General features: G+C 67.7%; 25 protein-coding genes. 14 read left to right on the top strand and 11 right to left on the bottom strand.

Annotated elements, in window-relative coordinates; translation table 11 throughout:
* Window positions 1-34: 34 nt before the first annotated feature.
* The 4 genes from C7R54_RS03215 (at window position 35) to C7R54_RS03200 (ending at window position 2889) form a co-directional block, all read left to right on the top strand.
* On the top strand, window positions 35-661 hold the full coding sequence (locus C7R54_RS03215) for a cysteine dioxygenase family protein (RefSeq protein WP_129148727.1): 627 nt from the start codon (window positions 35-37) through the stop codon (window positions 659-661).
* Complete coding sequence (gene metC / locus C7R54_RS03210; protein WP_129148726.1) at window positions 658-1899, top strand: cystathionine beta-lyase; 1242 nt, start codon at window positions 658-660, stop codon at window positions 1897-1899. The genes C7R54_RS03215 and metC overlap by 4 nt, the downstream gene beginning before the upstream one ends.
* Before the next feature lie 188 nt (window positions 1900-2087).
* Window positions 2088-2231 (top strand): glycine zipper 2TM domain-containing protein, encoded by a 144-nt coding sequence (locus C7R54_RS03205; protein WP_377813597.1) that lies wholly within the window; start codon window positions 2088-2090, stop codon window positions 2229-2231.
* A 430-nt stretch (window positions 2232-2661) separates the two neighbouring features.
* Window positions 2662-2889, top strand: a complete 228-nt coding sequence (locus C7R54_RS03200; RefSeq protein WP_129148724.1) for a hypothetical protein — start codon at window positions 2662-2664, stop codon at window positions 2887-2889.
* 101 nt (window positions 2890-2990) lie between these two features.
* On the opposite strand, the gene C7R54_RS03195 is transcribed toward C7R54_RS03200, so the two are convergent.
* The 3 genes from C7R54_RS03195 to C7R54_RS03185 form a co-directional block, all read right to left on the bottom strand.
* Entirely contained in the window at window positions 2991-4091 is a 1101-nt protein-coding gene (locus C7R54_RS03195; protein WP_129148723.1) for an ornithine cyclodeaminase family protein, read from the bottom strand.
* 55 nt (window positions 4092-4146) lie between these two features.
* Window positions 4147-5130 (bottom strand): Bug family tripartite tricarboxylate transporter substrate binding protein, encoded by a 984-nt coding sequence (locus C7R54_RS03190; RefSeq protein WP_129148722.1) that lies wholly within the window; start codon window positions 5128-5130, stop codon window positions 4147-4149.
* A gap of 186 nt (window positions 5131-5316) precedes the next feature.
* Window positions 5317-5646 carry a hypothetical protein gene (locus C7R54_RS03185; RefSeq protein ID WP_129148721.1) on the bottom strand — a complete coding sequence of 110 codons (330 nt, stop codon included), beginning with the start codon at window positions 5644-5646 and terminating at the stop codon, window positions 5317-5319.
* Between the two features lie 146 nt (window positions 5647-5792).
* Here C7R54_RS03185 and C7R54_RS03180 point away from each other — a divergent pair, with 146 nt between their 5' ends.
* From C7R54_RS03180 to C7R54_RS03160, 5 genes are all read left to right on the top strand, one after another.
* Complete coding sequence (locus C7R54_RS03180; protein WP_129148720.1) at window positions 5793-6008, top strand: hypothetical protein; 216 nt, start codon at window positions 5793-5795, stop codon at window positions 6006-6008.
* A 174-nt stretch (window positions 6009-6182) separates the two neighbouring features.
* On the top strand, window positions 6183-6764 hold the full coding sequence (locus tag C7R54_RS29460) for an RcnB family protein (RefSeq protein ID WP_377813277.1): 582 nt from the start codon (window positions 6183-6185) through the stop codon (window positions 6762-6764).
* A gap of 132 nt (window positions 6765-6896) precedes the next feature.
* Complete coding sequence (locus C7R54_RS03170; protein WP_129148719.1) at window positions 6897-8012, top strand: AGE family epimerase/isomerase; 1116 nt, start codon at window positions 6897-6899, stop codon at window positions 8010-8012.
* Between the two features lie 289 nt (window positions 8013-8301).
* Complete coding sequence (locus C7R54_RS03165) at window positions 8302-8550, top strand: hypothetical protein (RefSeq protein WP_129148718.1); 249 nt, start codon at window positions 8302-8304, stop codon at window positions 8548-8550.
* Window positions 8551-8637: 87 nt separating this feature from the next.
* Complete coding sequence (locus C7R54_RS03160) at window positions 8638-9279, top strand: nucleotidyltransferase family protein (protein WP_129149421.1); 642 nt, start codon at window positions 8638-8640, stop codon at window positions 9277-9279.
* Between the two features lie 165 nt (window positions 9280-9444).
* Here C7R54_RS03160 and C7R54_RS28805 read toward each other — a convergent pair whose 3' ends face one another.
* Together C7R54_RS28805 and C7R54_RS03150 are read right to left on the bottom strand one after the other, a co-directional pair.
* On the bottom strand, window positions 9445-10296 hold the full coding sequence (locus C7R54_RS28805; protein WP_158021137.1) for a hypothetical protein: 852 nt from the start codon (window positions 10294-10296) through the stop codon (window positions 9445-9447).
* Between the two features lie 443 nt (window positions 10297-10739).
* A complete protein-coding gene (locus C7R54_RS03150) occupies window positions 10740-11594 on the bottom strand; it encodes an NAD(P)-dependent oxidoreductase (RefSeq protein ID WP_129148717.1) in 855 nt (284 codons plus the stop codon).
* A 407-nt stretch (window positions 11595-12001) separates the two neighbouring features.
* Between C7R54_RS03150 and C7R54_RS03145 the strand changes: the two genes are divergently transcribed.
* Together C7R54_RS03145 and C7R54_RS03140 are read left to right on the top strand one after the other, a co-directional pair.
* Window positions 12002-12727: a metallophosphoesterase gene (locus C7R54_RS03145; protein ID WP_377813594.1), complete on the top strand. Its 726-nt coding sequence runs from the start codon at window positions 12002-12004 to the stop codon at window positions 12725-12727.
* 31 nt (window positions 12728-12758) lie between these two features.
* Complete coding sequence (locus C7R54_RS03140) at window positions 12759-13457, top strand: ribonuclease activity regulator RraA (protein WP_129148715.1); 699 nt, start codon at window positions 12759-12761, stop codon at window positions 13455-13457.
* Between the two features lie 240 nt (window positions 13458-13697).
* Here the strand turns inward: C7R54_RS03140 and C7R54_RS03135 are convergent, their stop codons facing one another.
* Together C7R54_RS03135 and C7R54_RS03130 are read right to left on the bottom strand one after the other, a co-directional pair.
* The gene (locus C7R54_RS03135) at window positions 13698-16358 is read right to left on the bottom strand and encodes a penicillin-binding protein 1A (RefSeq protein WP_129148714.1); all 2661 of its coding nucleotides are present in this window, start codon (window positions 16356-16358) and stop codon (window positions 13698-13700) included.
* Window positions 16359-16682: 324 nt separating this feature from the next.
* Complete coding sequence (locus tag C7R54_RS03130) at window positions 16683-17498, bottom strand: AraC family transcriptional regulator (protein ID WP_129148713.1); 816 nt, start codon at window positions 17496-17498, stop codon at window positions 16683-16685.
* Between the two features lie 178 nt (window positions 17499-17676).
* Between C7R54_RS03130 and C7R54_RS03125 the strand changes: the two genes are divergently transcribed.
* A complete protein-coding gene (locus C7R54_RS03125) occupies window positions 17677-18942 on the top strand; it encodes an MFS transporter (protein ID WP_129148712.1) in 1266 nt (421 codons plus the stop codon).
* A 235-nt stretch (window positions 18943-19177) separates the two neighbouring features.
* Here the strand turns inward: C7R54_RS03125 and C7R54_RS03120 are convergent, their stop codons facing one another.
* Window positions 19178-21079 (bottom strand): S9 family peptidase, encoded by a 1902-nt coding sequence (locus C7R54_RS03120; protein ID WP_377813592.1) that lies wholly within the window; start codon window positions 21077-21079, stop codon window positions 19178-19180.
* Between the two features lie 213 nt (window positions 21080-21292).
* Here C7R54_RS03120 and C7R54_RS03115 point away from each other — a divergent pair, with 213 nt between their 5' ends.
* Entirely contained in the window at window positions 21293-21721 is a 429-nt protein-coding gene (locus C7R54_RS03115) for a BPTD_2524 family lipoprotein (RefSeq protein ID WP_240039352.1), read from the top strand.
* 30 nt (window positions 21722-21751) lie between these two features.
* Here C7R54_RS03115 and C7R54_RS03110 read toward each other — a convergent pair whose 3' ends face one another.
* Window positions 21752-22204 carry a PaaI family thioesterase gene (locus C7R54_RS03110; RefSeq protein ID WP_129148709.1) on the bottom strand — a complete coding sequence of 151 codons (453 nt, stop codon included), beginning with the start codon at window positions 22202-22204 and terminating at the stop codon, window positions 21752-21754.
* An 89-nt stretch (window positions 22205-22293) separates the two neighbouring features.
* Here C7R54_RS03110 and dinB point away from each other — a divergent pair, with 89 nt between their 5' ends.
* Window positions 22294-23373: a DNA polymerase IV gene (gene dinB / locus C7R54_RS03105; RefSeq protein ID WP_129148708.1), complete on the top strand. Its 1080-nt coding sequence runs from the start codon at window positions 22294-22296 to the stop codon at window positions 23371-23373.
* Here the strand turns inward: dinB and C7R54_RS03100 are convergent, their stop codons facing one another.
* Together C7R54_RS03100 and C7R54_RS03095 are read right to left on the bottom strand one after the other, a co-directional pair.
* Window positions 23374-23838, bottom strand: a complete 465-nt coding sequence (locus C7R54_RS03100) for a GatB/YqeY domain-containing protein (RefSeq protein WP_129148707.1) — start codon at window positions 23836-23838, stop codon at window positions 23374-23376. It lies immediately after the preceding gene.
* Between the two features lie 89 nt (window positions 23839-23927).
* Complete coding sequence (locus C7R54_RS03095; protein ID WP_129148706.1) at window positions 23928-24368, bottom strand: excinuclease; 441 nt, start codon at window positions 24366-24368, stop codon at window positions 23928-23930.
* Window positions 24369-24395: the final 27 nt, after the last annotated feature.

The following is a 24395-nucleotide window of genomic DNA, read 5'->3' as shown; positions in this document are numbered from 1 at the left end:
GCGGCGCCGTCCTTGTCATTTTCGTGGAGATACCATGACCCAGGCTACTTCCATCGCCGCCGAGCGGCAACAACAGGTCAAGACCGCGCTGGCCGACGTGCGCGCGCTGCTGGCCGGCGCCGCGCTCGGTCGCGGCGTGCTGGACCAGGTAACCCGTCGCCTGGAGCAATTGGCGGCTGCCACCCACCTGTTCCCGCGCGAGGATTTTCCGCCGCCGGCGCCCGGTGGCGACGCGGGCGCGTCCACCCGCTACCGGCTCAATCCGGAGGACAGCGACGAGGACCTGGCGCTCTATCTGAATTCCATCAACCCCGGCAAGACCACGGTGCCGCATAACCACACCACGTGGGCGGTGATCGTCGCCATCGCGGGCGACGAACTGAACCGCGTCTATCGACGCACCGACGATGGCAGCGACCCGTCGCGCGCCAGCCTGGAGCAGGCGCGCGAAGTCGTCGTGCGCCCCGGCCAGTCCATTGCCTTCCTGCCGGACGACATCCATAGCATCCATGTCACCGGGCAGGAACCGACCCTGCATTTCCACCTGTACGGCCGCCCCCTGGAAACGCTGTCGGACCGGATCGGCGTGAACCTGGAGACCGGCGAGATCATCAACTACAACAAGAACCACCTGCGCGACAGCCAGGTGGCGCGGGCATGAATAGAGAAGCCACCCAGGACGGCCACGCGCCGCGCGCCGACGGGCTGCATATCGAAACGCGCCTGGCGCACGCGGGCACGCCGGCGCCGGTAGACGGTCGCGCCGGCCCCGTCAACGTGCCCGTGGTCAGGACCAGCACCGTCCGCTTCCCCAATACCGCGACGCACGCCGCCCTGAGCGCCAGCCGCGCCGCCGGTGCGGCGGTGGCCACCTACGGCCGTCATGGCCTGGACACGCATCGTGCGCTGGAAGAGGCGGTGGCGACCCTGGAGGGCGGGTATCGGGCCTTGCTGGCGCCATCCGGACTGTCCGCCATCACGCTCGTGCTCCTGGCGACACTGGCGGCCGGCGATCACGCCCTGGTGTCCGACAGCGTGTACTCGCCGGTGCGCAAGGTCGACCACACGCTGTTGCAGCGCTATGGCGTCGAGGTCGAGTATTTCTCGCCCGCGCATGACGATATCGAGGCGCGCATCCGTCCGAACACGCGCCTGCTTTACCTGGAATCGCCCAGCTCGCTGTTGTACGAGGTGCTCGACCTGCCCGCGCTGGCGGCCATCGCGCGACGGCATGGCGTGCTGGTGGCGGCCGACAATACCTGGAGCGGCGGCCTTTACTACCGGCCCTTGGCGCTGGGCGCACATATCTCGGTGCAGGCCGCGACCAAGTACCTGGGCGGCCATTCGGATGCGATGCTGGGCGTGGTGACGGTGGACAGCCCCGAATTGGCGCGGCGTGTCGGCGCCATCCACGACGCGCTGGGACTGTCGGTGAGCGCCGACGAGGCGTATCTAGTGCTGCGCGGCCTGCGCACGCTCGATGTCCGCCTGGCGCGGCACCAGGCCAATGCGACCGAGGTGGCACGCTATCTCGCGGGCCACGCGGACGTGGCCCGCGTCTACTATCCCGCCTTGCCGGCAGATCCCGGGCACGCGCTGTGGCAGCGCGACTTCACCGGCGCCAGCGGGCTGGTGTCTTTCGCATTTCGCGACGGCGCCGCGCGCAGGGGCGCCGACTTCATCGACAGCCTGCGCCATTTCGCCATCGGGGCTTCCTGGGGCGGCTATGAGAGCCTGGCGCTGGAAGCCGCGCCGGAGCGGCTGTCGGAACACAGCTATTGGAATGGGCATGGACCCGTCGTGCGCCTGCACATCGGCCTGGAGCATCCACGCGACCTCATCCAAGACCTGGCGCAGGCGTTCGAGGCGACGGACCTGGCCGCGCGGCGCATCGCGTGAACCGCCGTCGCGTGAAACTCCTCGCGCGCGACGGTCGGCCCCGCCCGCTCGCCGCAACTGCCGAGCACGGCCTGCGGAGCTGATTTCGGGTACACCCCTTGCTACCCCTCTCCGTACCTATTTTTTTAGGGAGACGGAAAATGCGACACATCATCAAGTACGTTGCGGCGGCTGCGCTTGCCTTGGGCATGCCATTGATGTCTGGTTGCACCCTGGGCGGCGCGGCCGCAGGCGGGGTCATCGGCCACGAAGCCACGCACGGCAGCACCGCCGGTACGGTAGGGGGCGCGGTGGTGGGCGGGGTGATCGGTCACGAAATCGGCAAGGACTGACGTCCTTGCCCTGCGGCATCATGTGAGGCGTGCTCCGGCGGCGCGAAACACGCCATCGGGCATGCGCTGTAGGACGGCCAGGGGGCGGATCCACGCCGTGCGTCATGCCGGCGGCTGAGGCCTCCGACGCCTGGATGAGCGCCGGGCTTGCGCCGATGGACGGGGCCCGGGCCCCTGGAGTATTCATCCTCTTTCCGGAGCAGGGCGCTAAAGCGGGAAGTATCCCGTCCCTTTCTACATAAGTGGATACCAGCCGATGGCAGGATGCGCGCTTCCACGCCGTATCCTCTACAAGGCGGGCGGCGACAATTGTCCTTGCAATTGCAATGTCTGCGCGCCTAGGCGTAAGGCTTTTGCAGTGCGATAGTGACGGTGCACGGCAGGCGCGACGCTAGTTCGCGGCAACACCTTCACTACCGGAGCGAGCCCCATGATCCAGTACAAGGACTTCATTATCGAATGCGCGGTCGAAGCGGCGCCGTCACAGGCCGGGCAGTACCAGGCGCGCATCTTCATCTCGCTGCTGGAGGGCGGAGCGCCGGTGAACGGTTTCGAGTTCCCGCCTTATCCGGGTGTGCGCATCGCCACGCCGGGGATGGCGCGGCAAGGCGCGGAGCAGTGGGCGCGCAGCTGGATAGACGAGAACTTTTCGGCCTAGGCGGTGGTGCTGGCCCGCCATCCAGGTATCCGGCCAAGCGCACCCCGTATCGTCCGTTGTCCCCCTCCATGCGGCTTTCCCTGCCCGCATGACCCATCGCCTCAGTTGCGGATGTCCTGGATGAACCACTCCAGCGGCAAGGTGTGGCCCAGGCCCTGCGCCTTGGCCTTGCGATAGACCAGTCCGCCCACCGAGGAGAACTGCACGCCCCAATTGCCCACGGTGTAGTAGAAGGTGATCTGGTCATCGCGCGTGCGTCCCGGCGCCTTGCCGGAAATGACGTCGGTGTAGACCGGCCAGTCCTGCGTGGGCAGGCGCGCGTGCCGCGGCTTGGGCAGGCGCAGTTGCTCTTCTTCGCTGCCGGCGACATAGGCCTGGGGGCTGCCGGAGATGCCCTTGCGGAAGCGCTCGGTCTCGGCCATGGGCATTTCCTCGCGGCCCTGCTGTACGGCGACATCGAAGCGCTGGACGATGGCCGGATCGATTTCGCGCGGCGTCAGCGCCACCACGTGCATGCCAGGCTCCAGCCAGTCGGGTTGCAGCACCGGCGTCATGCTGTCGGTGCAAGTGGCGACGATGTCGGCGCCGCGCACGGCATCGCGCGGGTCATCCACCGCGATCACTTCTATGCCGTGGCGGTCGGCGCTTTCGCGCGCGTAGCGCTCGCGGTTCTCGGCGCTGCGGCTGTAGACGCGCACCCGCCTTATGTCGCGCACCGCGAGTATGGCGTCGAGAAAGGTCCGGGCCATGCCGCCAGACCCGATGATGCCCAGTTCGCGCGAGTCTACACGCGATAGCAGGCGCGTGCCGATGCCGGCCGCGCCGCCGACGCGCATGTGCTGCAGGTGGCCGTCGTTGAGCAGGGCCAGGGGCTCGCCATTGCCGGTGCCGAAGAGAAAGACCAGCCCGCAGTAGGTGCCGGGCGTCATGCAGTATTTCTGCTCGCTGCCGCCCGCGCCCTTGTCGCGGGGCCATACCAGGATGTCGGATTTCAACCGGACCGCCAGGATGCCGCCGCTGCTGCCCTCGACCGAACCCCAGCGGTAATAGCCGTCGTCGCGGTCGCAGGGGACGTACATGTCCAGGCGGGGGCGGCCTATGGCCGCGCCGGTCAACAGGCCCGCGAAGGCCTGTTCCTGCGCTTCGATGCACTCGCGCATCGAGAGCACTTTTTCGACGACTTCATTGTTGATCAACAGCATGGTTTCTCCTGGGATGCGGCGGCCGGGCCCGTCCGGGCCTGGCTCGCGTCGAACGCTATTGCGGCTGCAGGCCGGATTTGCGGATGACTTCGCCCCAGCGCTCGCTTTCGCGGCGCAGGAAGGCGCGGAACTGTTCCGGCGAGGACCCCGCGGGTTCGGCGCCTTCCTCGACCAGCATCTTGTTGACGTCGGGCGTATGGACGAACTTCACGAGGGCAATATTGAGCTTGTCGATGATCGGACGCGGCGTGCCCTTGGGCGCCAGCACGCCATACCAGACGCTGGCCGCGTAATGGGGCACGGTTTCGGCCACCGTCGGCACATTGGGCAGGGCGGGCGTGCGCTTGGGCGTGGTCACTGCCACGGCGCGCAATTGATGGTTCCGGGCGAAGGGCAGGCCGGCGGTCATGTCGGCGAAAGTCATGGTGACCTCGCCGGAGAGCACCGCCTGGATGGCGGGGGCGGTGCCCTTGTAGGGCACGTGCAGCATGTCGACGTCGGCCAGCACCTTGAGCAATTGCGCCGACAGGTGGGCGGTGCCGCCCAGTCCGGAGGACGAGAACGTCAGCTTGCCGGGTTCCTTGCGGGCCAGCGCGAGCAGGTCGCCGACCGTATGGATGGGGGAGTCGTTCCTGACCAGGAGTACCGCCGGGACATCGGCAATCAGGCTGATGGGCTCCAGGTCCTTTTGCGGGTCATAGTTCAGCTTCTTCATCAGGTACGGCGCCACCACCAGCGGCGACGGCGAATCCAGGATGAGGGTGTAGCCGTCCGGGACGGCCGCCGTCAGGGCCTGGGTGCCGACGACGCCGCCCGCGCCCGGCCGGTTTTCCACGACCACCGCGACGCCCAGTTCCGTGCCCAGGTTGCGCGCGACCAGCCTGGCCATGATATCGACGCCGCCGCCCGGCTCATACGGCGAGATCAGGCGTATGGGGCGGCTCGGATAGTTGTCCGCGGGCGTTTTCTCGGCATGGCTCATAGCGAAGGGGGCCAGCGCGATAAGGGCGCACAAGGCCAGGCGGCGGGGCATATCCATGTAGCGTCTCCGTTTTTCCTTTGGGGGATGACCGGTGCAAAGCCATGGCCGGTTCTATGTTTGTATCCTACGGTATACCATTTATATCGGCCCGGCAATGAGGTGCATCCCCCGCGCGGGCAGGCGTGCGCCACCCGCCCGGCGTGGCCGGTGGGGTAAGGGAATGTGTCGACCGCGGCGGGCGGTTTACTTGCCGCTGTTGTCGGCGTCTTTGTCGCTGGGTTGCGGGAAGGGCGAGCAGGTGAAGGTCACGTAGGCGATACGCGTGCCCAGGCCCGTGGCATGGTTGGACGTGATGACCGGCTTGGTCATCTTGCGGCCTATGGATTGGCAGTAGTCGCTGCCCCGCAGCAAGGCCTGGCTCTTGAGGTCGACCCAGGACACGCTCTGGATGGTGCTGCGGTTGCTGATGGTGTATTGATCCGGCTCTCCGGTTTCCATGACAGGGCTCATGGTGGTCGTGCAGCCGGCTAGCGCGGCCAGCGCAACAGCGAAGAGGGCAAAACGGAATGACATGGAGACTCCAGGCGATTTGGCGCACATTATGCAGGACAGGCGCCGGATTCCGGAAACGGAGACGGCGTCGCACGGCGGCCGGAATGTTCTGATGGCCGATAATGCGCATATTTTCCAGCCAGCATCCAGCATCCGGGAGGTCATCGATGCCGCTGCACAATTTCAAGAAGGGCGAGTTGGGTCATTGGTTGCAAGTCGTGGCAGACAATTTCGGGGGTGAAAAGGACTATGTGCCCATTCCGCCGGAATTCGTCGAGGCCCTGGTCACCTTGCGCTGCGTGGCGCGCAATGACGCCGGCGTACTGACGGTGACGGAGAAGGGGCGGCTGGCGCTGCACATGGAACGTTCGGGGCTAGGGTGATCGCCCGGCTGTGATCCGCCTGTTGTTACATTTGTTCGCATGTAGTGCCGAATTTTCCGTATTTATGCGGCGGCTTGCGCCATGTCCCGGCCCCAATATCTGTACCCTAGAGTGGTTCCCGTGCGAGGGGCCTACGCGATTGTTTGCGTGCCGCGCGGGGAAAGGAAACCGATCATGAACAAACCACCGTTGTACAACGCCTCTCCGGCTCGGCAGCGCGCGCTGCGCGCAACCGGCGCGCTGATGGCGGGAATGCTGACCGCGGCCTCGCTGGCGATCAGCGCGCCGGCGCATGCCGATGACCGTGATCGTGGTCAGGGAGCCATCGGGCCGCTGGCACAGCAGGACCGTGGACCGGGCGGTCCGGGAGGCCAGGGGCGTCCCGGCGGCCCTGGGGCCCAGGGAGGTGGTTCGGGTCCGGGCCATTCAGGCGGTCCGGGTGCACAGGAACCCGGCCGTCCCGGCGGCCCGAACGGTGGTCCGAAAGGAGGACCGCACAACGCCGGACCGGGCAAGAACAACGGCCATCCGCCGCAAGGCTACGGCCCCAACGCCCACGGCCCCGGCGGCCCGCGCTGGGCCAAGGGCGACCGCCTGCCGCCGGAATATCGCAACCGCCAGTATGTGATCGACAACTGGCGCGGCTATAACCTGGCGCCCCCGCCGCGCGGTTATCAGTGGATGGGCATCGGTCCGGACTTCGTCCTGACCGCCATCGGCACCGGTGTCGTGTTGCAGGTAGTGCTGGGGCGTTGATCGGGATGTCCGGGATGCCCCGGCCCCCCGGGACGCCCGGGACGCGGGCGCGGCCGGCTTGCGCTGGTCCGTGCCGCGCGCATCGGGTATCGTGCGGACTGTGGTTTTTTTCGCTGCCGTCCGCGCGTTTTCATGCCCGCCTTCCCATCCGATCCCGTCGATTCGTCCCTCCTGGCCCTGGTCGCCGACCTGCGCCGGCACTACAGCGATATCGTGCTGCCGCTGTGGCGCACGACAGGCTATAACCCCGACCTGCAATTACCCTACGAAGCCGTGGACGGCGCGCGCCTGCAGGTGCTGCCGGTCGCCCGCTACCGCACGATGGCGTGCGCGCGCCAGCTTTACGTGCACACGACGGCGGGGGCGGCGGGGCACGCCGCGCGGCTGTTCGACGCCTTGCGCACGCGCTTTGTCCATCCCGAAGGCGGCTGGGTCTACAGCGTCGACGCGCAAGGCGCGCCGCTGGATCTCACGCATGACCTCTACACCTATGCCTTCGTGATCTTCGCGTGCGCGGCGCACCATGGCGCCACGCGCGACCGGCGCGCCCTGGACCTGCTGGCCGCTACAGCTGGCCAGGTCGAAGCACGGTTCGCCGCGCCGGCCGGTCTTTATTGGGCGCAACTCAAGCCGGACTGGTCCGGGCCCTTGCAGGATGTGCAGCAAAACCCCGTCATGCACTTGACCGAGGCGTACCTGGCGGCGCGCGACGCGACGGGCGATGCCGCCTACACCACGGCCTTGCAGCGCATCGTCGCCGGCATGGCGGGCGCTTTCCTGCACGCACCTACCCAATGCATCACGGAGTTGCGCGTCGGGGCACCGGAGAATCGCATCGAGCCCGGCCACCAATTCGAATGGCTGGCCCTGTCGCGCAGCGCGCCGGACGTTTTCGACGACACCCTGCTGGGCGAGGCGCTGGAGCGGGCTTTCACGTTCGCGCAGTCCCGCGGCGTGGACATGGCCACGGACGGGGTGTGCGCGGCGCTCGGCCTGGATGGCGGGATCATCGACGCCACCCAGCGGATCTGGGCGCAGACCGAATACGCGCGTGCCTTGGCGGTGCATGGCGATCCCGCGCTGATGGCGGTGCTCAAGCGCCAGCTGCGGCGCTTGCGCGAACGCTTCCTGCAACCGCGCGGCTGGTATGAATGCCTGCGCGCGGATGGCCGCGTGGCCCGCACCGATATGCCATCCACCACGCCTTACCATCTGGCCACCAGCTACGCGGCCTTGCCGTCGGCGTAAAGCGCCGTGTCGAGGCGGGCGGGGGCGGCGCGTCGACGTGTGACGGCCGTGTACCCGCCAGTGGACGGAACGTCCCCACAGGGACGTCCCCGGATGACAGCCATATTTCATATTGTTCGTAATTCTTGCGAATTATTTGATTTTCTGCGATCCTGGACCGCTCAGGACCTGCCACCCGCTTGCACCGGGTAGCCGCGCGTAGGCCTTTGCGCCTGCCGCGGGCTTCATGGCAGGCGCGACCTGGGCGCCTGGTGCGCCCTCAAGGTCTCCCCAGTACAGGAAATCGCCGATGACGAGTCCCAGGCTGATAAGTGGCTATACGGTCTACGCCTATTCAACGCCGCCGAACGAAGACGGGCCGGCGTGCGCGTACATGGAAACCCGCAAGGAAGGCAGCGAGGACGAGCCGCTGACTTTCCGCATCTTCAAGACCCGCCGTTTTCGCAGCGGCATCGAGGCCATGTCGGCGGCCCGCAATGCGCTGGCGGCCGTGCAGCACGTCGACGAAGACGGCGTGCCGGACCCGATGCCCGAGTAGGACCACGGCGGCCGGTCATGGGCGCTGCCGTCCATGACCGGCCGCATCCGCGCCATGACACGCTGCGCGTACACTGGCGCGATGTCCATGGACTTGTCCTTTTCCTTGCGCTCGCCCCCTGTGCCTCGCTATGCCGCCATCTTGCTGGCGGCGGGCCAGGGTACGCGCTTTCGCGCATCGGCCGGCGACGATGGTGTCGACAAGCTGCTTGCCCCCTTGCCGGATGGCCATCCGGTGGTGCTGGCCGCGGCCACGGCGCTTTGTGCGGTGGCCGCGCCCGTGGTGGCGGTGCTGCGCCCCGGCCGTCCCGCCTTGCGGGATGCGCTGGCGCAAGCGCCCGCCTGCGAACTGATCGAGACGCCCGACGCCGCGCGCGGCATGGGCGCCAGCCTGGCCGCCGCCGCGCGCTATCTACAGGCGCGATATGCCCGCGATGCGGGTGCTGCCCCCCATGGCGTGCTGGTGGCGTTGGGCGATATGCCCTGGATCGCGCCGCGGACCTTGGAGGCGGTGTGCGCGGCGGGCGTCATGCATCCCATCGTGGCGCCGGCGTGCGCGGGCCGGCGCGGACATCCCGTCGCCTTCGCGTGGAATCTGCTTGCGGAACTGGCCGCGCTCGACGGCGACACGGGCGCGCGCGCGCTGCTGCTGCGCCATGGGGTCCACGAGCTGCCTTGCCAGGATGCGGGCGTGGTGCGCGACATCGATACGGTAGCGGACCTGGGCTGAATCCCCCGGCTCGTGCGCATGGTGCGCAACGCCGAGGGAGCGGTGGCCTGGGCTCCGGGGGCTCGTGCCGGCGCCTGACTGGCGCCGGGCAGTTCGCGTCAGGTGGCGCCTGCCCGGGGCCAGTCAGGCGCCGGTCGACCCCGGATCTTCAACGGCAAGGGAACGTCACTCGAGGGTGCGAGGCTTGATGCAACCGAAGAAGCGGCTCGGTTTACGCTTGTCCTGCCCGGCTTGCCGCTCGTCCTGTTCCTGGGTGAGCACCGCTTCCGGCGACTTGGCCAGGATTTCGGTCGATGCCTCGTCCATTCCGGAGTCCGCGTCTTCGCCCATATAGACCCCGCCGTGGCGCGGGTCGCTCGAGTCGACGGAGCGGCGGCCGTTCTCGTTCGCCTGGAGCAAACGCGCCGTCTCGGGGGCTTCTTCCAGCTCCGCGGTGCTTTCCGAGATCGAACGGAGCATTCTCGCCGGCTGCGTGGAATCCGCCTGCGCCTGGTCGGGCGCGGCGCTGGCGGGGCGGGATTGCACGGTGGACTCCGACCGCTTGAAGGGCCACATCTTCCCTAGCGAGATGGAAAGCGAACGCACGTGGCCGTTCTTCCTGGGCGGGGGCAGGGGCGTTTCGCCGGTGAGCGTCCCGGTGTGCGACTCGGTGGTTTCCCTGGTCTCCAGCGTGAGCGCGGCGGCGTCCCTGACGGGTGCGGACGTGAACGTTGACGTGGACGCGGGCGCGCGCGTTGGCGAAGACGGCGGCGATGGCGATAGCGAGGGGGAGGGCGACGGCGGCGAGGACGGGGACGAGGACGTGGTCGTGCGCGGCATGCCGTCGCTGGTCAGGACAATCCGGGGCGTATCTGGCTTTGCTTCTTCCGGCGCGGAATGCGTTCGGCTCTTCGGCCCCGCCGAGGCGGTGAACGCAAGTGATCCCCGGCGTGCCTTGCTGGCGTCTGGGGAGGGATTCATGTCTGAGCGCTGGGCCAGGTCGAACGGCGTCACGCCGGTGTTCAGGCTAACTTCCATGCGGTGGTCTCCGGTGGGCGGTTAATGCTGGCTGGCCGTCACGCGACGGCGGGCGAGGCGGGTCAGGTACCGGCCGTGGCGCGGTATGGCCGCGAGGGCGTGACGCAATGGCTGCCACGGCGGCGCGGATGGGGCCTTGTCAGGATCGAGCAGGCGGTGCGCGCGCCGGACGCGCAAGGCGAAGAGGGCGCGCCCGGCCCACGGCGTTTGCCGGGAGAAAGCGGGGATATGTTGCAAGATTTTTGTCTCCGGAACTTCGTTGTAAACACGACGAGGAAATGTGCGGCCGATCGCGAAGGCGGATCGACAAGGCGAACGTCCAGGACGAGGGTTAATCGTTAATCTTTAATCGATTAACTGCACAGTTCGGCAGGTAGGTTGCGGTTTACTAACTCTGGTTCCGACATTTCGAGAGATTTTTCCTACAAGCCCCGTCGGGGCCGCTACGGCCGCGCCGCGTCCTGCTCGAAGAAGTCCCGCAACTGCGCGATGGGATCGCCCTGGTCGCGCTGCGCGGCCGCCAGCGCTTCATAGATGTCGCCGAAGCGGCGGTAGACATCGCGGGCGGCATCGTCCTCTTCCAGGAAGTCGGCGATTTCGTGCATCTCCGCGACCCAGCGGTAGGCCTTGCCGAACATGTCCGGCACGGCGCGGCGGAATTGCGTCAGCAGGTGGGGCTGGCTGTCGGCCAGTTCCGCATGCAGGGCCTCCGCGGCGCCGTTGCGGGTCGCCGCCAGCAGCATGGTGGCGGCCAGCGCGGTCAGGCCCTTGGTGATGCCGGCATAGGACATTTTCAAGGCGGACGCCGCGCCGATGTCGGCGGGCAGCACCCGCACGCGCAGGCCGGCGCGCCCCAGGGCCTCCACCGCGCCCGCGGCCGGCCCGGAGCAGTAGAGGACCGGGCCCGGCTGGCCCGGCTTGGGCGGTCCGCCGATGATGCCGCCATCGACGAAGGCCGCGCCGCTGCCCTGGATGATACCGGCGATGCGGCCCACGGTGCGCGGGTTGACGGCGTTGCAATCGACATAGACGGGCGATCGCCCCGCATCGCGGAACAGGGCCGCGTATTGGCGGGCCACCGGTTCGGCCTCGGCCGGAGGGACGATGGACAGGAAGAGGTCGGCGTGGGCAAGCTCTGGGTCGGTGCGATGGTGCATGCCGGCGGCGCGGGCGCGCTCGACGCTCGCGCCGCTGCGTCCGGTCAGGGACGTCAGGACTTGCAGACCGTGTTCGTCCAGGCGGCGGCCGATGGCGCTACCCATGGCGCCCGGGGCGACGATGGCGACACGTGGCTTCATGTGGATGCTCCTGCAAGCGCGTTGCGGTGCTGCCCCGGCTGCCGCGGACCAGCCGCGCGCGCCGGCATCGCCGGGCGAAACCGCAACGCGTGTCGATCCGGCGGCGCCTATGGGGCCCCGCCGGACCGTGTGGATAGTTGGGGCCGGCACCGGTCAATGTACACGCGCGATCGCGGATTGTGCGAGTCCAAGCGTGTATTCGGCGCGAGCCCGGCGCTTATTCCCTGCTTATCCGGCGGCGCATATTCATATTCGACGGGCGGCGCGGTAGCCTGTATGGGCGAGCCTCCCGCCCGGCGCGGCCGATGATCGCGCCCGGCGGCCGTGTTAGCGTATGGGGATCGCGCGTCGCGGCGCCGGCCGCGGCGCATGGCTGCGTTATCGGGACTACCGCCATGCCGCCCGTCATTCAACCCGTCATTCAACCCGTCATTCAACGCTACGCACGCAATACCGCCGGGCGCGATTGGGCCGTCGGGGACATCCATGGCTATTTTTCGCGCTTGCGGGACACGCTGGCGCGAACCGGTTTCGATTGCACCCGCGATCGTCTGTTTTCGGTCGGCGACCTGATCGACCGGGGCCCCGAATGCCACGCGGCCCTGGAGTGGCTGGCCCAGCCCTGGTTCCATGCGGTGCAGGGCAACCACGAGGACTACGCCGTGCGCCATGTGCGCCACGGCCTGGTGGACGCCGACAACTGGCGCGTCAACGGCGGCGGCTGGTTCCTGTCGATGACGGACGAGGACCAGCGGCGCTATGCCGAGGCGCTGGCGCGCTTGCCCCTGGCGCTGGAGGTCGAGACCGAGGCGGGCCTGGTGGGACTGCTGCACGCCGACAGTCCCGTACGCGACTGGGACAAGCTGGAAGGGATGCTACATTCCCGGCCCCGGCGCGCCCGCGACATCTGCCTATGGTCGCGCCGGCGCCTGGAACGGCATGACGCGACCTGCGTGGCGGGCTTGCACGCGCTGGTGGTGGGACATACCCCAGTGGCGCGCCCGACGGTGCTGGGCAACGTCTACCATATCGATACCGGCGGCTGGCGGCCGGACGGCTACTTCACGTTGCTGGACTTATCGACATTGCGCGCCGTGCCGGCGCGCCCTCTACCTTCCGCGGCCCTGGCCTGAGGCCGCTTACGCAGTCAGGAGAATTGTTGGCATGACGCTAGACCAGAAGATCATCGATGCCTTGAGCGGTGTCTCCACCGCGACGTTGACCACCGTGTTGCTGAAGAAGGGGCTGCGCAATGTCTGGATGCGTGGCACGCGCCCCCTGCGCGCCGGGCAGCCGCGCGTGGTGGGCCGCGCCTTCACGCTGCGTTTCGTACCGGCCCGCGAGGACCTGGCGACGCCGGCGTCGTGGTCGTCCCCGACCTCCACGCGCGCCGCGATCGAGGCGATGCCGGCGGGATGCGTGGCGGTCGTCGATGCCATGGGCGTCACCGATGCGGGCATTTTCGGCGATATCCTCTGCGCCCGCATGCGCAAGCGCGGCGTGGCGGCGCTGGTCAGCGACGGTGTGGTGCGCGATGGCGCGGGCGTGCTGGGGACGGGCTTGCCGGTATGGTGCCAGGGCGTGGCGGCGCCGCCGTCGGTGGCCGGCCTGACGTTCGTGAACTGGCAGGAGCCGGTCGGTTGCGGCGGCGTGGCGGTGTTTCCCGATGACGTGATCGTGGTCGATGACGATGGCGCCGTGGTGATCCCCGCCGCCTTGCTCGATGAAATCGTGCCCATCGCGGTGGAACAGGAACGCCAGGAAGCATGGATCATGCAGGAGGTCGACAACGGCGCCGCGCTGCCCGGCCTGTATCCGCCGAACGAGGAAGCCAAGGCTCGCCACGAGGCAAGCAAGGGCTGAGTGTTGCCGCCGCGGCGTGGTGGCGGGCGCATGAGGGAGCGGCCGAGGATGATCGAGCCGCCGCGCCGCCGGGTCTATCCCGCGGCGCTTCTTGCCGTGGGCGGGTAAAAACAAGCGGGGCGCTGCATGGTTGCAGCGCCCCGCTATTTTTTGCCTGCCTTGGCGCATTTGCCTGCCCTGGCGCCGGCCGGCCATGGGCTATGGATGGGGCGGCCGGGCCGCGATCAGCGGATGGCTGCGTCAGTGCGTCGCCATGGCCACCGGCTCGCCGCCTGGCCCCGCATCCACGCGCGGAACCGGGATCGGCGGGAAGAAGGGCTGCTGCGCGGGCACTTGCTGGCCGGCCGGCGCGGCCTGGGCCGGCGCCGCGGCGGGCGTGGCCAACGGACGCTGCCGGATGGCGTCGCCCGCCTGGGGCACGGGAATGGGCAGGCTCTGGACCCCCGGCGGCGGCGCCGGCAGGGCGCCCGACGGCGAGCCCGGCTGCGGCGCGGGCGGCGGAGGCGGCGGGTTCAGCATGGGCAGGCCGCCCGTGCTGCCACGATTCAGGAAATCCCCCAGCGGGTCCTCGGTGGGCAGGTCCAGCGACGCCACCGCCTGGCCCGGCGGGAACTCGGACAGGTAGTACTCGCCGTTGTCGACCAGCAGGCCTTGCGGTTGCGGACGCGGCTTGGCTTCGGGCACGCCCTTGAGCGCCGCCTGCATGTACTGCAGCCAGGCCGACAGCGTCAGGCCGGCACCGAATTCGTTGGAGCCCAGCGAGCGCGGCTGGTCGAAGCCCATCCACACCGTGGTGGCCAGCGCGGGCGTGTAGCCGGAGAACCAGACGTCCACCGAGTCATTGGTGGTGCCGGTCTTGCCGCCCACGTCGCCGCGCTTGAGGACCTGGTGGGCGCGTGCCGCGGTGCCATAGGTGGCCACGCCCTTGAGCATGTCGTCCATGACCCAGGCCACGCGGGGATCGACCGCGCGCAGGCTTTCGTCGCCGGCTTTCTGCGGCTGCGCCTGCATCAGCACCTTGCCGTCGCTGTCGGTGACCTTGTCGATGAGATAAGGCGTGACGCGATAGCCGCCGTTGGCCCACACGGAATAGGCATTGACCACTTGCAGCGGCGTGGCCGAACCGGCGCCCAAGGCGATGGGCAGCACGGCGGGCCAGCGTGCCTTGTCGAAGCCGAAGCGGGTCAGGAAATCCTGTCCGTACGCCGGCGTGATGGCTTGCAGGATGCGGATGGAGACCATGTTCTTCGACTTGTACAAGGCCTGCCGCAGCGTCAGCATGGGCTCGTAGGCATTGCCGTCGTTCTTCGGATTCCAGGCCTTGGAGCCGGTCTGTTCGGCCGTCAGCGAGAAGGGCTCGTCGGAAATCTGCGTGGCCGGCGTGAGGCCGCGCTGGAGCGCCGCCGAATAGATGAAGGGCTTGATGTTGGAACCGGGCTGGCGCCAGGCCTGCACGGCCCGGTTGAAGTTGCCGCGGTTGAAGTCGAAGCCGCCGATCATGGCGCGGATGGCGCCGTCCTCCGGCGCCATGGATATCAGGGCGGCCTGGAGCGCCGGCATGTTGATGACTTCCCAGGCGTCGCCGTTCTTGTGTACGTAGACCACCGAGCCGCGCTGGATGCGGACGTCGTCCTTGGCCTTGGGGCCGAGCGCGCGGGCCACCACCGACAAGGCCTTCTTGTCGTCGACGGTGATGATTTCGTGGCCGCCGCGCGCCACCTTGATGGCCGTGGGGCTGGCCTCCAGCACGACGCCGGCGTAGAGGTCGTCGCTGTCGGGGTATTTTTCCTGCAGGCCGTCCAGCAGGTCGTCCAGCGCCTGGGGATCCTTTTCGATGTCGTCGGGCAGGTCGATGTTGTCTTCGGGGCCGGGATAGGCCGCCCGGCGGGTGTAGTCCAGCACCCCGGCACGCACCGATTTATAGGCCGCTTCCTGGTCCTTGGCGTCGATGGTGGTGTAGACGTTGATGCCGCGCGAATAGGTCTGGTCGCCAAAGATGCCGTACATCGCCTGGCGCACGAGCTCGGCGGGGTATTCGCCATGCACGCGGAAGGCATTGCCGCCGCTGCTTTCCGGGCCGGAGCGCACCGCCAGCGGCTGCGCCATGGCGGCCTGGTAGCCCGCTTCGTCCAGCCAGCCCAGGGCGCGCATGCGGCCCAGCACGTAATGCTGGCGGATCTGCGCGCGGGGCAGGTTGGTGATGGGGTTGTAGCGCGAGGGCGCCTTGGGGATGCCGGCCAGCAGCGCGGCCTCGGCCGGCGTGACCTGCGCCAGTTCCTTGCCCAGGTAGGTGCGCGCGGCGGCGGCGAAGCCGTAGGCGCGATGCCCCAGGTAGATCTGGTTCATGTACAGCTCGAGGATCTGGTCCTTGGTGAGCGTCGATTCGATCTTGAAGGTCAGCAGCAGTTCGTAGAACTTGCGCGAGTAGGTCTTTTCCGATGACAGGTAGAAGTTGCGCGCGACCTGCATGGTGATGGTGCTGGCGCCCTGGCTCTTGGAGCCGCGCACGACGTTGGCCAGCATGGCGCGCACCACGCCGCTCCAGTCGACGCCGCCGTGCTGGTAGAAGTGGTCGTCTTCCGCCGCCAGGACGGCATGGCGCATGACCTCGGGGATTTCATCGAAGCGCAGCACGTTGCGGTGTTCTTCGCCGAATTCGCCGATCAGCACCTTGTCGGCGGTGTAGACGCGCAGCGGCACGCGCGGCCGGTAGTCGGTCATGGCGTGCAGGTCGGGGAGGCTGGGCCAGGCCAGCGCGAGGGCCAGGGCCAGGGCCACCAGGCCACACAGGCCGGCGCCGACAGCGAGGATCGCGGCCTTGACGACGAAACGGCGCAGGAAGGAGGGGCGGGCCGGCTTGCCGTCCGGGCGGGGGGTATTGGGAGGTGCGGCTTGGCTCATCGCAGGCGATTCTAGGGCAGATGTTGGTAGACCGCCCAGGAGCAAATAGGTTTCGAGTAACCAAACGCGCATTATCGCAGGTGAGGCTTGCGCGGGGATGAAGGCGCGGCGCGGGGCGCGCGGGGGATGCCCGGCGCTGCTCTTCGGTGCCGGATACAGGCTGATTCAAATGCTGCCCCGCGGGGGGCGGGGTGTTACCCCCACGCCGCGCGGCTGCGCCGCTTGCTGCCCCATGGGGGCGCTATTTGCCTTGGGAGCGGCCCGGCAGTGGATGGTTGCCCCCACGCCGCGCGGCTACGCCGCTTGCTGCCCCCCGAGGGGGCGCTATTTGCCTTGGGAGCGGCCCGGCAGCAAATACAAATTCGGCGGACTCCCCATCGCCCGCCGGAACATGGCGGCGAAGGCGCTGGGGCTGCGATAGCCCAGCTCGACGGCGATGCGGGCGACGGGCTGGCCCAGGGCCAGGCGGCCGACGGCGTCGGCCAGGCGTACCTGCTGCACCCATTGGCGATAGTTCAGTCCCAGCTCGGACTGGAACAGGCGGATCAGGGTGCGCCCGCTGGCGCCCACCGCGTCGCCCCATTCATGGACCGTGCGCGGACTGCCCGGATCTTCGAGTATTGCCCGGCAAACCGCCTGCAGGCGGCGGTCGGCAGGCCAGGGAATGCGGATGGGCAAGACCTTGGCGACGGCCAGCTCGGCCGGGATCAGGCTGGCGATCTGGCCGCAACGGCCATCCAGCGGATACTCGATGGGCTCGCGCGCCAAGGCCAGCACCAGTTCGCGCAGCAGGCCGGACACCTCGATGACGCAGCACTGCGCCCACAGGCGGCCGGCGATCGACCCGTCCAGGTACAAGGTCCGCATGGATACAGGACTGATCATGTCCACCGCGTGCTCCACCCCCGGCGGCACCCACAGCGCCCGCAGCGCGGGCAGGGCCCACACGCCCTGGGCCGTGGTCACGCGCATCACGCCCTCGGCGGCATAGATCAGCTGCGCCCGCGCATGCGTGTGGGGGCCGGTGTTGAAGCGCGCGTCGAATTCCTTGGCCATCGCGGTGACCGGTCGAGGCACGCGCTGGTAGTCATCGGCATCGATGCTGCGCCATGGCGCATGGGCGGGAGGGCGGGCTGACATGTCGACAGTGTCACTTATTCGACGAAAGTTGTCACTCGGCCGCATGTCGACCTGTTTACACTGGCGTGACGGCCGTGCTGCGCCTGGCAGGACGGTTGCCTTGGTGGTCGCGTAAAGTGCGTCCCCATTTTTTGCCCTTCCAGGCGACTGCCCGTCACATAGCTACCGTCCGCCCATAATGACTACTTCCATCGAGACTCCCATCGTGGCGACCACGCCGCCGGTCGCGGTCGCATCCCCCACCGCGGCTCCGCCCAAGGACAACACGGCTTTCAAGGTGCTGGGTGCGATCAGCGTGGCGCACTTGATGAACGACATGATCCAGTCGATCCTGTTGGCCATCTATCCCATGCTGCGGGATTCCTTCCAGCTCAGCTTCAGCCAGATCGGCCTGATTACGCTGACCTACCAGATCGCCGCGTCGCTATTGCAGCCCTGCATCGGCTTCTATACCGACAAGCGGCCGCTGCCGTATTCGCTGCCGGTGGGGATGGGATTCACGCTGGTGGGCCTGCTGCTGCTGTCGGTGGCGCCGTCCTATCCCTTCCTGCTGATGGCGGCGGTGCTGGTGGGCACGGGCTCGTCCATTTTCCATCCGGAATCGTCCCGCGTGGCGCGCATGGCGTCGGGGGGCCAGCACGGGTTGGCGCAGTCGCTGTTCCAGGTAGGCGGTAACGTGGGTTCGTCGCTGGGGCCCTTGCTGGCGGCGCTGCTGATCATCCCGCACGGGCAGGGCAGCGTGGCGTGGTTTTCGCTGGCGGCCTTGTTCGGCATCATGGTGCTGATCGGCATCAGCCGGTGGTATGCGGCGAACCGGTGGCGCCTCAAGCCCAAGCAGCGGCGCGACGGCGCAGCGGCCGTCCTGGACCGGCGCAAGGTCGGCCTGGCCCTCGGAGTGTTGGCCGTGCTGGTGTTTTCCAAGTACTTCTACCTGTCCAGCCTGAACAGCTATTTCACTTTCTACCTGATGGACAAGTTCCATCTGCCGGTGCGCACGGCGCAGCTCTACCTGTTCGTTTTCCTGGCCGCCGTGGCGGTGGGAACGGTGGTGGGCGGGCCGGTGGGCGACCGGATCGGGCGCAAGACGGTGATCTGGGTGTCCATCCTGGGCGTCGCGCCGTTCACGCTGATGCTGCCCTACGCCAACCTGTTCTGGACGGCGGTGCTGGTGGCCATTATCGGGCTGGTACTGGCGTCGGCGTTTTCCGCCATCGTGGTGTTCGCGCAGGAACTGGTGCCGGGCAAGGTGGGCACCATCGCGGGCCTGTTCTTCGGCCTGTCGTTCGGGTTGGGCGGGGTGGGCGCGGCGGTGCTGGGGAACCTGGCCGACGCGACCAGCATCGGGTTCGTCTACAAGGTGTGCTCGTTCCTGCCCTTGCTGGGCATGGTCGCCGCTTTCCTCCCCGACATGGGGCGGAGGAAGGTCGCCCCCACTCGCGCGTAGCGCGGTCCCCGGGGCCCACGCAGGCGGACCCGAAAAGGAAAAGGCACGCTGGCGCGTGCCTTTATTCTTGCTCAAGAACCCGGGCCAGACCGGGGGCACAGCGGATCCGGCTCCGCCGGTCCGCCAGTGCCGCCCCTTGAGGGGGGCGCGCGCAGCGCGCTGGGGTGGTCCTTCCTTCCGGTCCACCAGTGCCGCCCTTGAGGGGGGCGCGCGCAGCGCGCTGGGGTGGGCCTTCCTAAGGCTTCAGGTGCTGGTTGAAGAACTTCTCCATCGCGGCGTAGAACTCGAACTTGTTCTCGTCGTTGTGGAAACCATGGCCCTCGTTGTCCTTCACCATGTATTCGACCTCGACGCCCCGCTTGCGCAAGGCCTCGACCACCTGGTCGCTTTCCGCCTTGTTGACGCGCGGATCCTTGGCCCCCTGGGCGATGAACAAAGGCGTCTTGATGCGGTCGACGTGCAACGCGGGCGAGGTGGCGGCCAGGCGTTCCTTGTCCTTTTCCGGATCGCCGACCATGTCGTGCATCTTGGCCAGCAGCGGCTTCCAGTACGGCGGAATGGTGTTCATGAAGGTGAACAGGTTGGACACGCCGACATAGTCCACCGCGGCGGCATAGAGATCCGGCGTGAAGGTGATGCCGGCCAGCGTGGCGTAGCCGCCATAGCTGCCGCCGTAGATGCCGATGCGCTTGGGATCCGCGATGCCCTCCTTGATCAGCCACTGGACGCCGTCGGTGATGTCGTCCTGCATGGACAGGCCCCACTGGCCGAACCCGGCTTCCCAGAACTTGCGGCCGTAGCCGGTCGATCCGCGGAAGTTGATCTGCAGCACGCAGTAGCCGCGATTGGCCAGGAACTGGACCTCGGGGTTGTAGCCCCAGCTGTCGCGCGCCCACGGGCCGCCGTGCGGGTTCACGATGCACGCCAGGTCCTTGGCGGCGCGACCCTTGGGCACGGTCAGGTAGCCGTGGATGGCAAGGCCGTCGCGGCTCTGGAAGGTGATCGGGCGCATTTCCGCCATGTCGCCTTCCGGCAGGGCGGGGTTGATGTCGGCCAGCTTGGCCAGCGTGTCCGTCCTGGCGTCGTACAGGTAGCGCGAACCCGGCGTGCGGTCGTTATAGGCGGCGACGATGAACTTGTCCTCGTCGCGGGTTTCGCCCTGGATGGTGAATTCATAGCCGGGCAGGCGCGCGGCCAGCTTGGCGTGCAGCGCCTCGGTCTGGTCGTCGAAGTACTTGCGGTGCGTCTTGTCGGTCTGGTAGACGGCCGCCGTCAGCACCTTGCGCTTGCGCGAGTAGCCGATGCCGCCCAGGTCGGCCTGTTGCGGGTCGAACAGCAGCTTTTCGTCATCGGGACGGGCGGGATCGATCTCCACCAGCGCCAGCGTGTCGCGGCCGCGATTGCTCAGGGCGTACAGGCGCTTGTCGTCGAAGGTGAACAGCGCCGGATTGACGCTGGTGCGGTAGTCGGTGGTGATCAGGGGCTTGAACGGGTCGCTTTCCTTGTCCCGGTACAGCAGCGTGGTGTTCAGTCCGTCGCTGGTGACGGCGGCGCGCACCTTGCCGGCGTGGTCGGTCTGCCAGCCGATGACGTTGCCGGGATTCTCCGCCACGCGCTCGGACGCGCCGGTGCGCACGTTGACGCGGTAGACGTCGAAAACCTGCGGGTCGCGCTGGTTATGGCTGACCAGGATGTGATCGGGGTCGTCCTCCAGGTCGTCCTCGATGCCGGCGCGCACGTGCTCGTAAGGCGTCAGGTCGGTGACCTTGCCGTCGGCGACATTGACCGCCAGGACGTGGAAGTTCTCGTCGCCGCCGAAATCCTTGGCGTACAGGATGGTGTCGGAGCCCTTCCAGAAATAGTTGCTGATGTCGCGCGCGCTTTCGTTGGTGAGCTTGCGCGGTTCGCCCACCGGGGCCGAGCCGTCCAGCTTCTGCACGAAGATGTTCATGCGGGCGGGCTGGCCGTCGATGCTGACAGGTTGCATGAATCCCAGGGTCTTGCCGTCCTCGGCCAGGCGGAAGTAGCCACGGTCGGGATTGCGGAAGAAATCTTTCAGCGGATATTGCTTGGGCGATTGCGCGGCCGCGCCCGAGGCGGCGCCGATCAGCGTGGCGGCCAGCAGGGACCGGGTCATGAATTTGAACAAAGGCTTCTCCGGTGATGCGGCCGCAAGGAGGCGTCCGCGACGGGTCTTTGATCATGCCATAGGGGCGTCGGGGGTGTCGAATCGGGCGGATGGTGGGGCTGCGCATTGTGCAATCCCGGTAACTTGACGGCGATCGGGCTCAATGGCGGCGCCGGATGGAGCATAATTGCGCCGTTTATTGGAGGTCTTATGTCGAGGATCATGGCGGCCGCCACTGTGCTGGCCGTGAGTTTGGCCGGGTGTTCCATGGGTATCCAGCCCGGCCAGTCGCCCAGCGGCGACTACAAGGTCGAGGTGGGCTATCGGAAGGCCTACGAGGCGGCGCGGGCCCAGGCGGAACTCTGCCTGACCGCCAAGGACGCCTACAAGGTGCGTGGCGAGGTGGATGACGCCGGCCGCAAGGCCACCCTGCGGGTGACGGCGCCGTTGACGGACAATGACGTCGCACGCGTGGACATCGTCGGCATCGACGCCGGCCACAGCGACGTGCATATCGCCATGTGGGGCCGCTCGATCTGGAACGGCGACGCCATGATCGCGATGCGCGACGCCATCCGCTTCCAGGTGCCGACGTGCGTGTCCTACATGCCCAGCGACACCAACAATCCGGTGCGTCCGCCGCAGCAATAAGGGCGGGGCACGGCGCGCCGGGCGGTGACTTCAGTCGGTGCCGACCTTGCCGCCGCCGTCGGGACGGGGCCGGATCACCTTGAACGTGGCCGACGCCTTGCAGACGCGCTGGCCATTGGCGTCATGGATGTCGCCCTCGCAGAAGGCGATGGACTTGCCCAGCTTGATGCAGCGGCCCTCGATCACCAGGTCGCCGGTGGCCGGCGCCATGAAGCTGGTGGTCATGTCGATGGTGGCCATGCTGACGCCGCGCTCCAGCGAGCCGCGCGCCGCCGCGCTGAGCGTGAAGTCCAGTACGCTCATCAGGGTGCCGCCATGGACGTCGCCGCGGCTGTTGGTCAGCTCGACGCGCCAGGGCAGCCGGGTGCGCGCCAGGTTGGCCTCGATGTGTTCGGGAATCAGGCCGAGATACTCCATCAAGGGAATCTGGGCGCCGAAATAGTCGACGGAAAACTGGGGGGCCGTGCCTTGCTTGGTTTCCATGTTGCTCTTAACCGATGAAGTGAGGCGCCATAATAGGCGTTTTTACGCCGTATTGACGGCACGGGCGGTAGAACCGTCCAGCAGTTGAGATGCGCAAAATCGTACATGTCGATATGGACGCCTTCTATGCGTCCGTCGAACAACGCGACAATCCGACCCTCAAGGGCCAGCCGGTGGTGGTGGCCTGGAAAGGGCCTCGCTCCGTGGTCTGCGCGGCTTCGTACGAAGCGCGCCGCTACGGCGTGCACTCGGCCATGTCGGTGGCGCGCGCGCTGCGCCTGTGTCCCCAAGCCATCTATATCCCGCCGGATTTCAACCGCTATCGCGACGTCTCGCGCCAGGTGCGGGAGATTTTCTTCCGTCACACCGACCTGATCGAACCGCTTTCGCTGGACGAGGCCTACCTGGACGTCACCGAGAACAAGGGCGGGCTGGCGTCGGCCACCGACGTGGCGCGCGCCATCCGGACGCAGATCCAGGCGGAGACCGGCCTGACCGCGTCAGCCGGCGTGGCGCCGAACAAGTTCCTGGCCAAGATCGCCTCGGACTGGAACAAGCCGGACGGCCTGTTCGTGCTGCGCCCACGCGATGTGCTGGACTTCCTCACCCCGCTGCCGGTGCGCAAGGTGCCCGGCGTGGGCGCCGTGATGCAGGGCAAGCTGGAGCAAATGGGCATATTGACGGTGGGCGACCTGTCCAACCGCAGCCTGCCCGAACTGGAGTTGCGCTTCGGACGCTATGGTCGACGGCTGTATGAATTGGCCCGCGGGATCGACGAGCGCCCGGTGGAGGCCGATCAATTGGCCCAGCAGGTGTCGGCCGAGACCACGTTCGAGGATGACCGTCCGCTGTCCGACCTGAGCGAGGTCATCGACAAGCTGGCCGCGCGTGTCTGGGAGCAGGCGATGCGCAAGCGGGGGCGGGGGTATACGGTGACGCTGAAGCTGAAGACGGACCGTTTCCGCTTGCTGACCCGGAGCATCACGTCCCCGGTGCTGCCGGCGTCGGCACAGGCGCTGGCCGAGATCGCGCGGCGGATGCGCGCACGGGTGGAGCTGCCGGCCACCACGCGCTACCGGCTGGTGGGCGTCGGCATGAGCAATTTTCCCGATGCCGATGACCCGCAGGGGCCGCGCCAGGCGGACCTGTTCGCGGACCTCGACCCCTAGCTACCCGGCCAGTTTCGCCTTGACCTGTTGCGAGACCGCGGCCAGGTCGGCCTTGCCGGCCAGCGCCGGTTTCAGGATGGCCATGATCTTGCCCATGGCCGGGGCGCCGGTCACGCCGCTGGCCGAGACCTCGGCGATGGCGGCGGCGACGGCGGCATCGATTTCGGCTTGCGAGGCGGCCTGGGGCAGGAATTCCTGGAGGACGGCCAGTTCCGCCTTTTCCTGGTCCGCCGTTTCGGTGCGTCCGGCCTGTTCGAAGGCGGCGATCGATTCACGGCGCTGCTTCACCTGCTTTTCGACGATGGCGGTGATTTCGGCATCGCCGAGATCGCGCCGCTCGTCGACTTCCTTCTGCTTGATCGCCGCCAGCAGGAAGCGCAGCGTGCCGAGGCGGGCCGTGTCCTTGGCGCGCATGGCTTCCTTGACCTGGGCCGAAATGGTGTCTTTGAGCGTGGATGTGCTCATGATGGAACCTTGCAAAAAAAGCGTTGGGCACGCGCCACGGCGGGGACGCCGACGGGCGCGGGCCGCGCCATGGCGGGGAGACGCAAAGTTTACTTCACCACCGCCAGGTCGCCGCGCAGCGCGACGCCCGCGACCACCGCGCCAGCATGGCATTCATACTGCGTGGCGTTCTGGTTCACGTTCTTCTTGTAGTAGCTGACGATATTGATGACCGCGTTGGCGCCGACTTTCTTGGCGGCTTCCTGCAAGCTGATCAGGGCCGACATGGCCGCCCAGACGCAGGCTTTGTCGTCGCTCTTGCCGAAGGCGTTGGTCTTGCGGTTGGTGACCGCGTCGGCTTGCAGGATCTTGCCCTTGGGGCCGGTGCCGGCCAGGTAGAACTTGACGCTGCCGTCGAGCTTGCCCTCGGCCTTGCCGGCCTCGACGGCGGCCTGGAACGAGTTCATCGACATGCGGTCGGCCGCGTGGGCCGCGGCGACGCAGGAGAGGGACAGGGTCAGGCCGACCAGCGTTTTGGAAAACTTATGCATCAAGCACTCCTAGCGGATGAAAACGAT

Source organism: Achromobacter aloeverae (genome assembly GCF_004121055.1).
Lineage (GTDB): Bacteria > Pseudomonadota > Gammaproteobacteria > Burkholderiales > Burkholderiaceae_B > Bordetella_C > Bordetella_C aloeverae.
The sequence above is the reverse complement of the archived record's forward strand: the minus strand, read 5'-3'. Positions and strand labels throughout refer to the sequence as shown.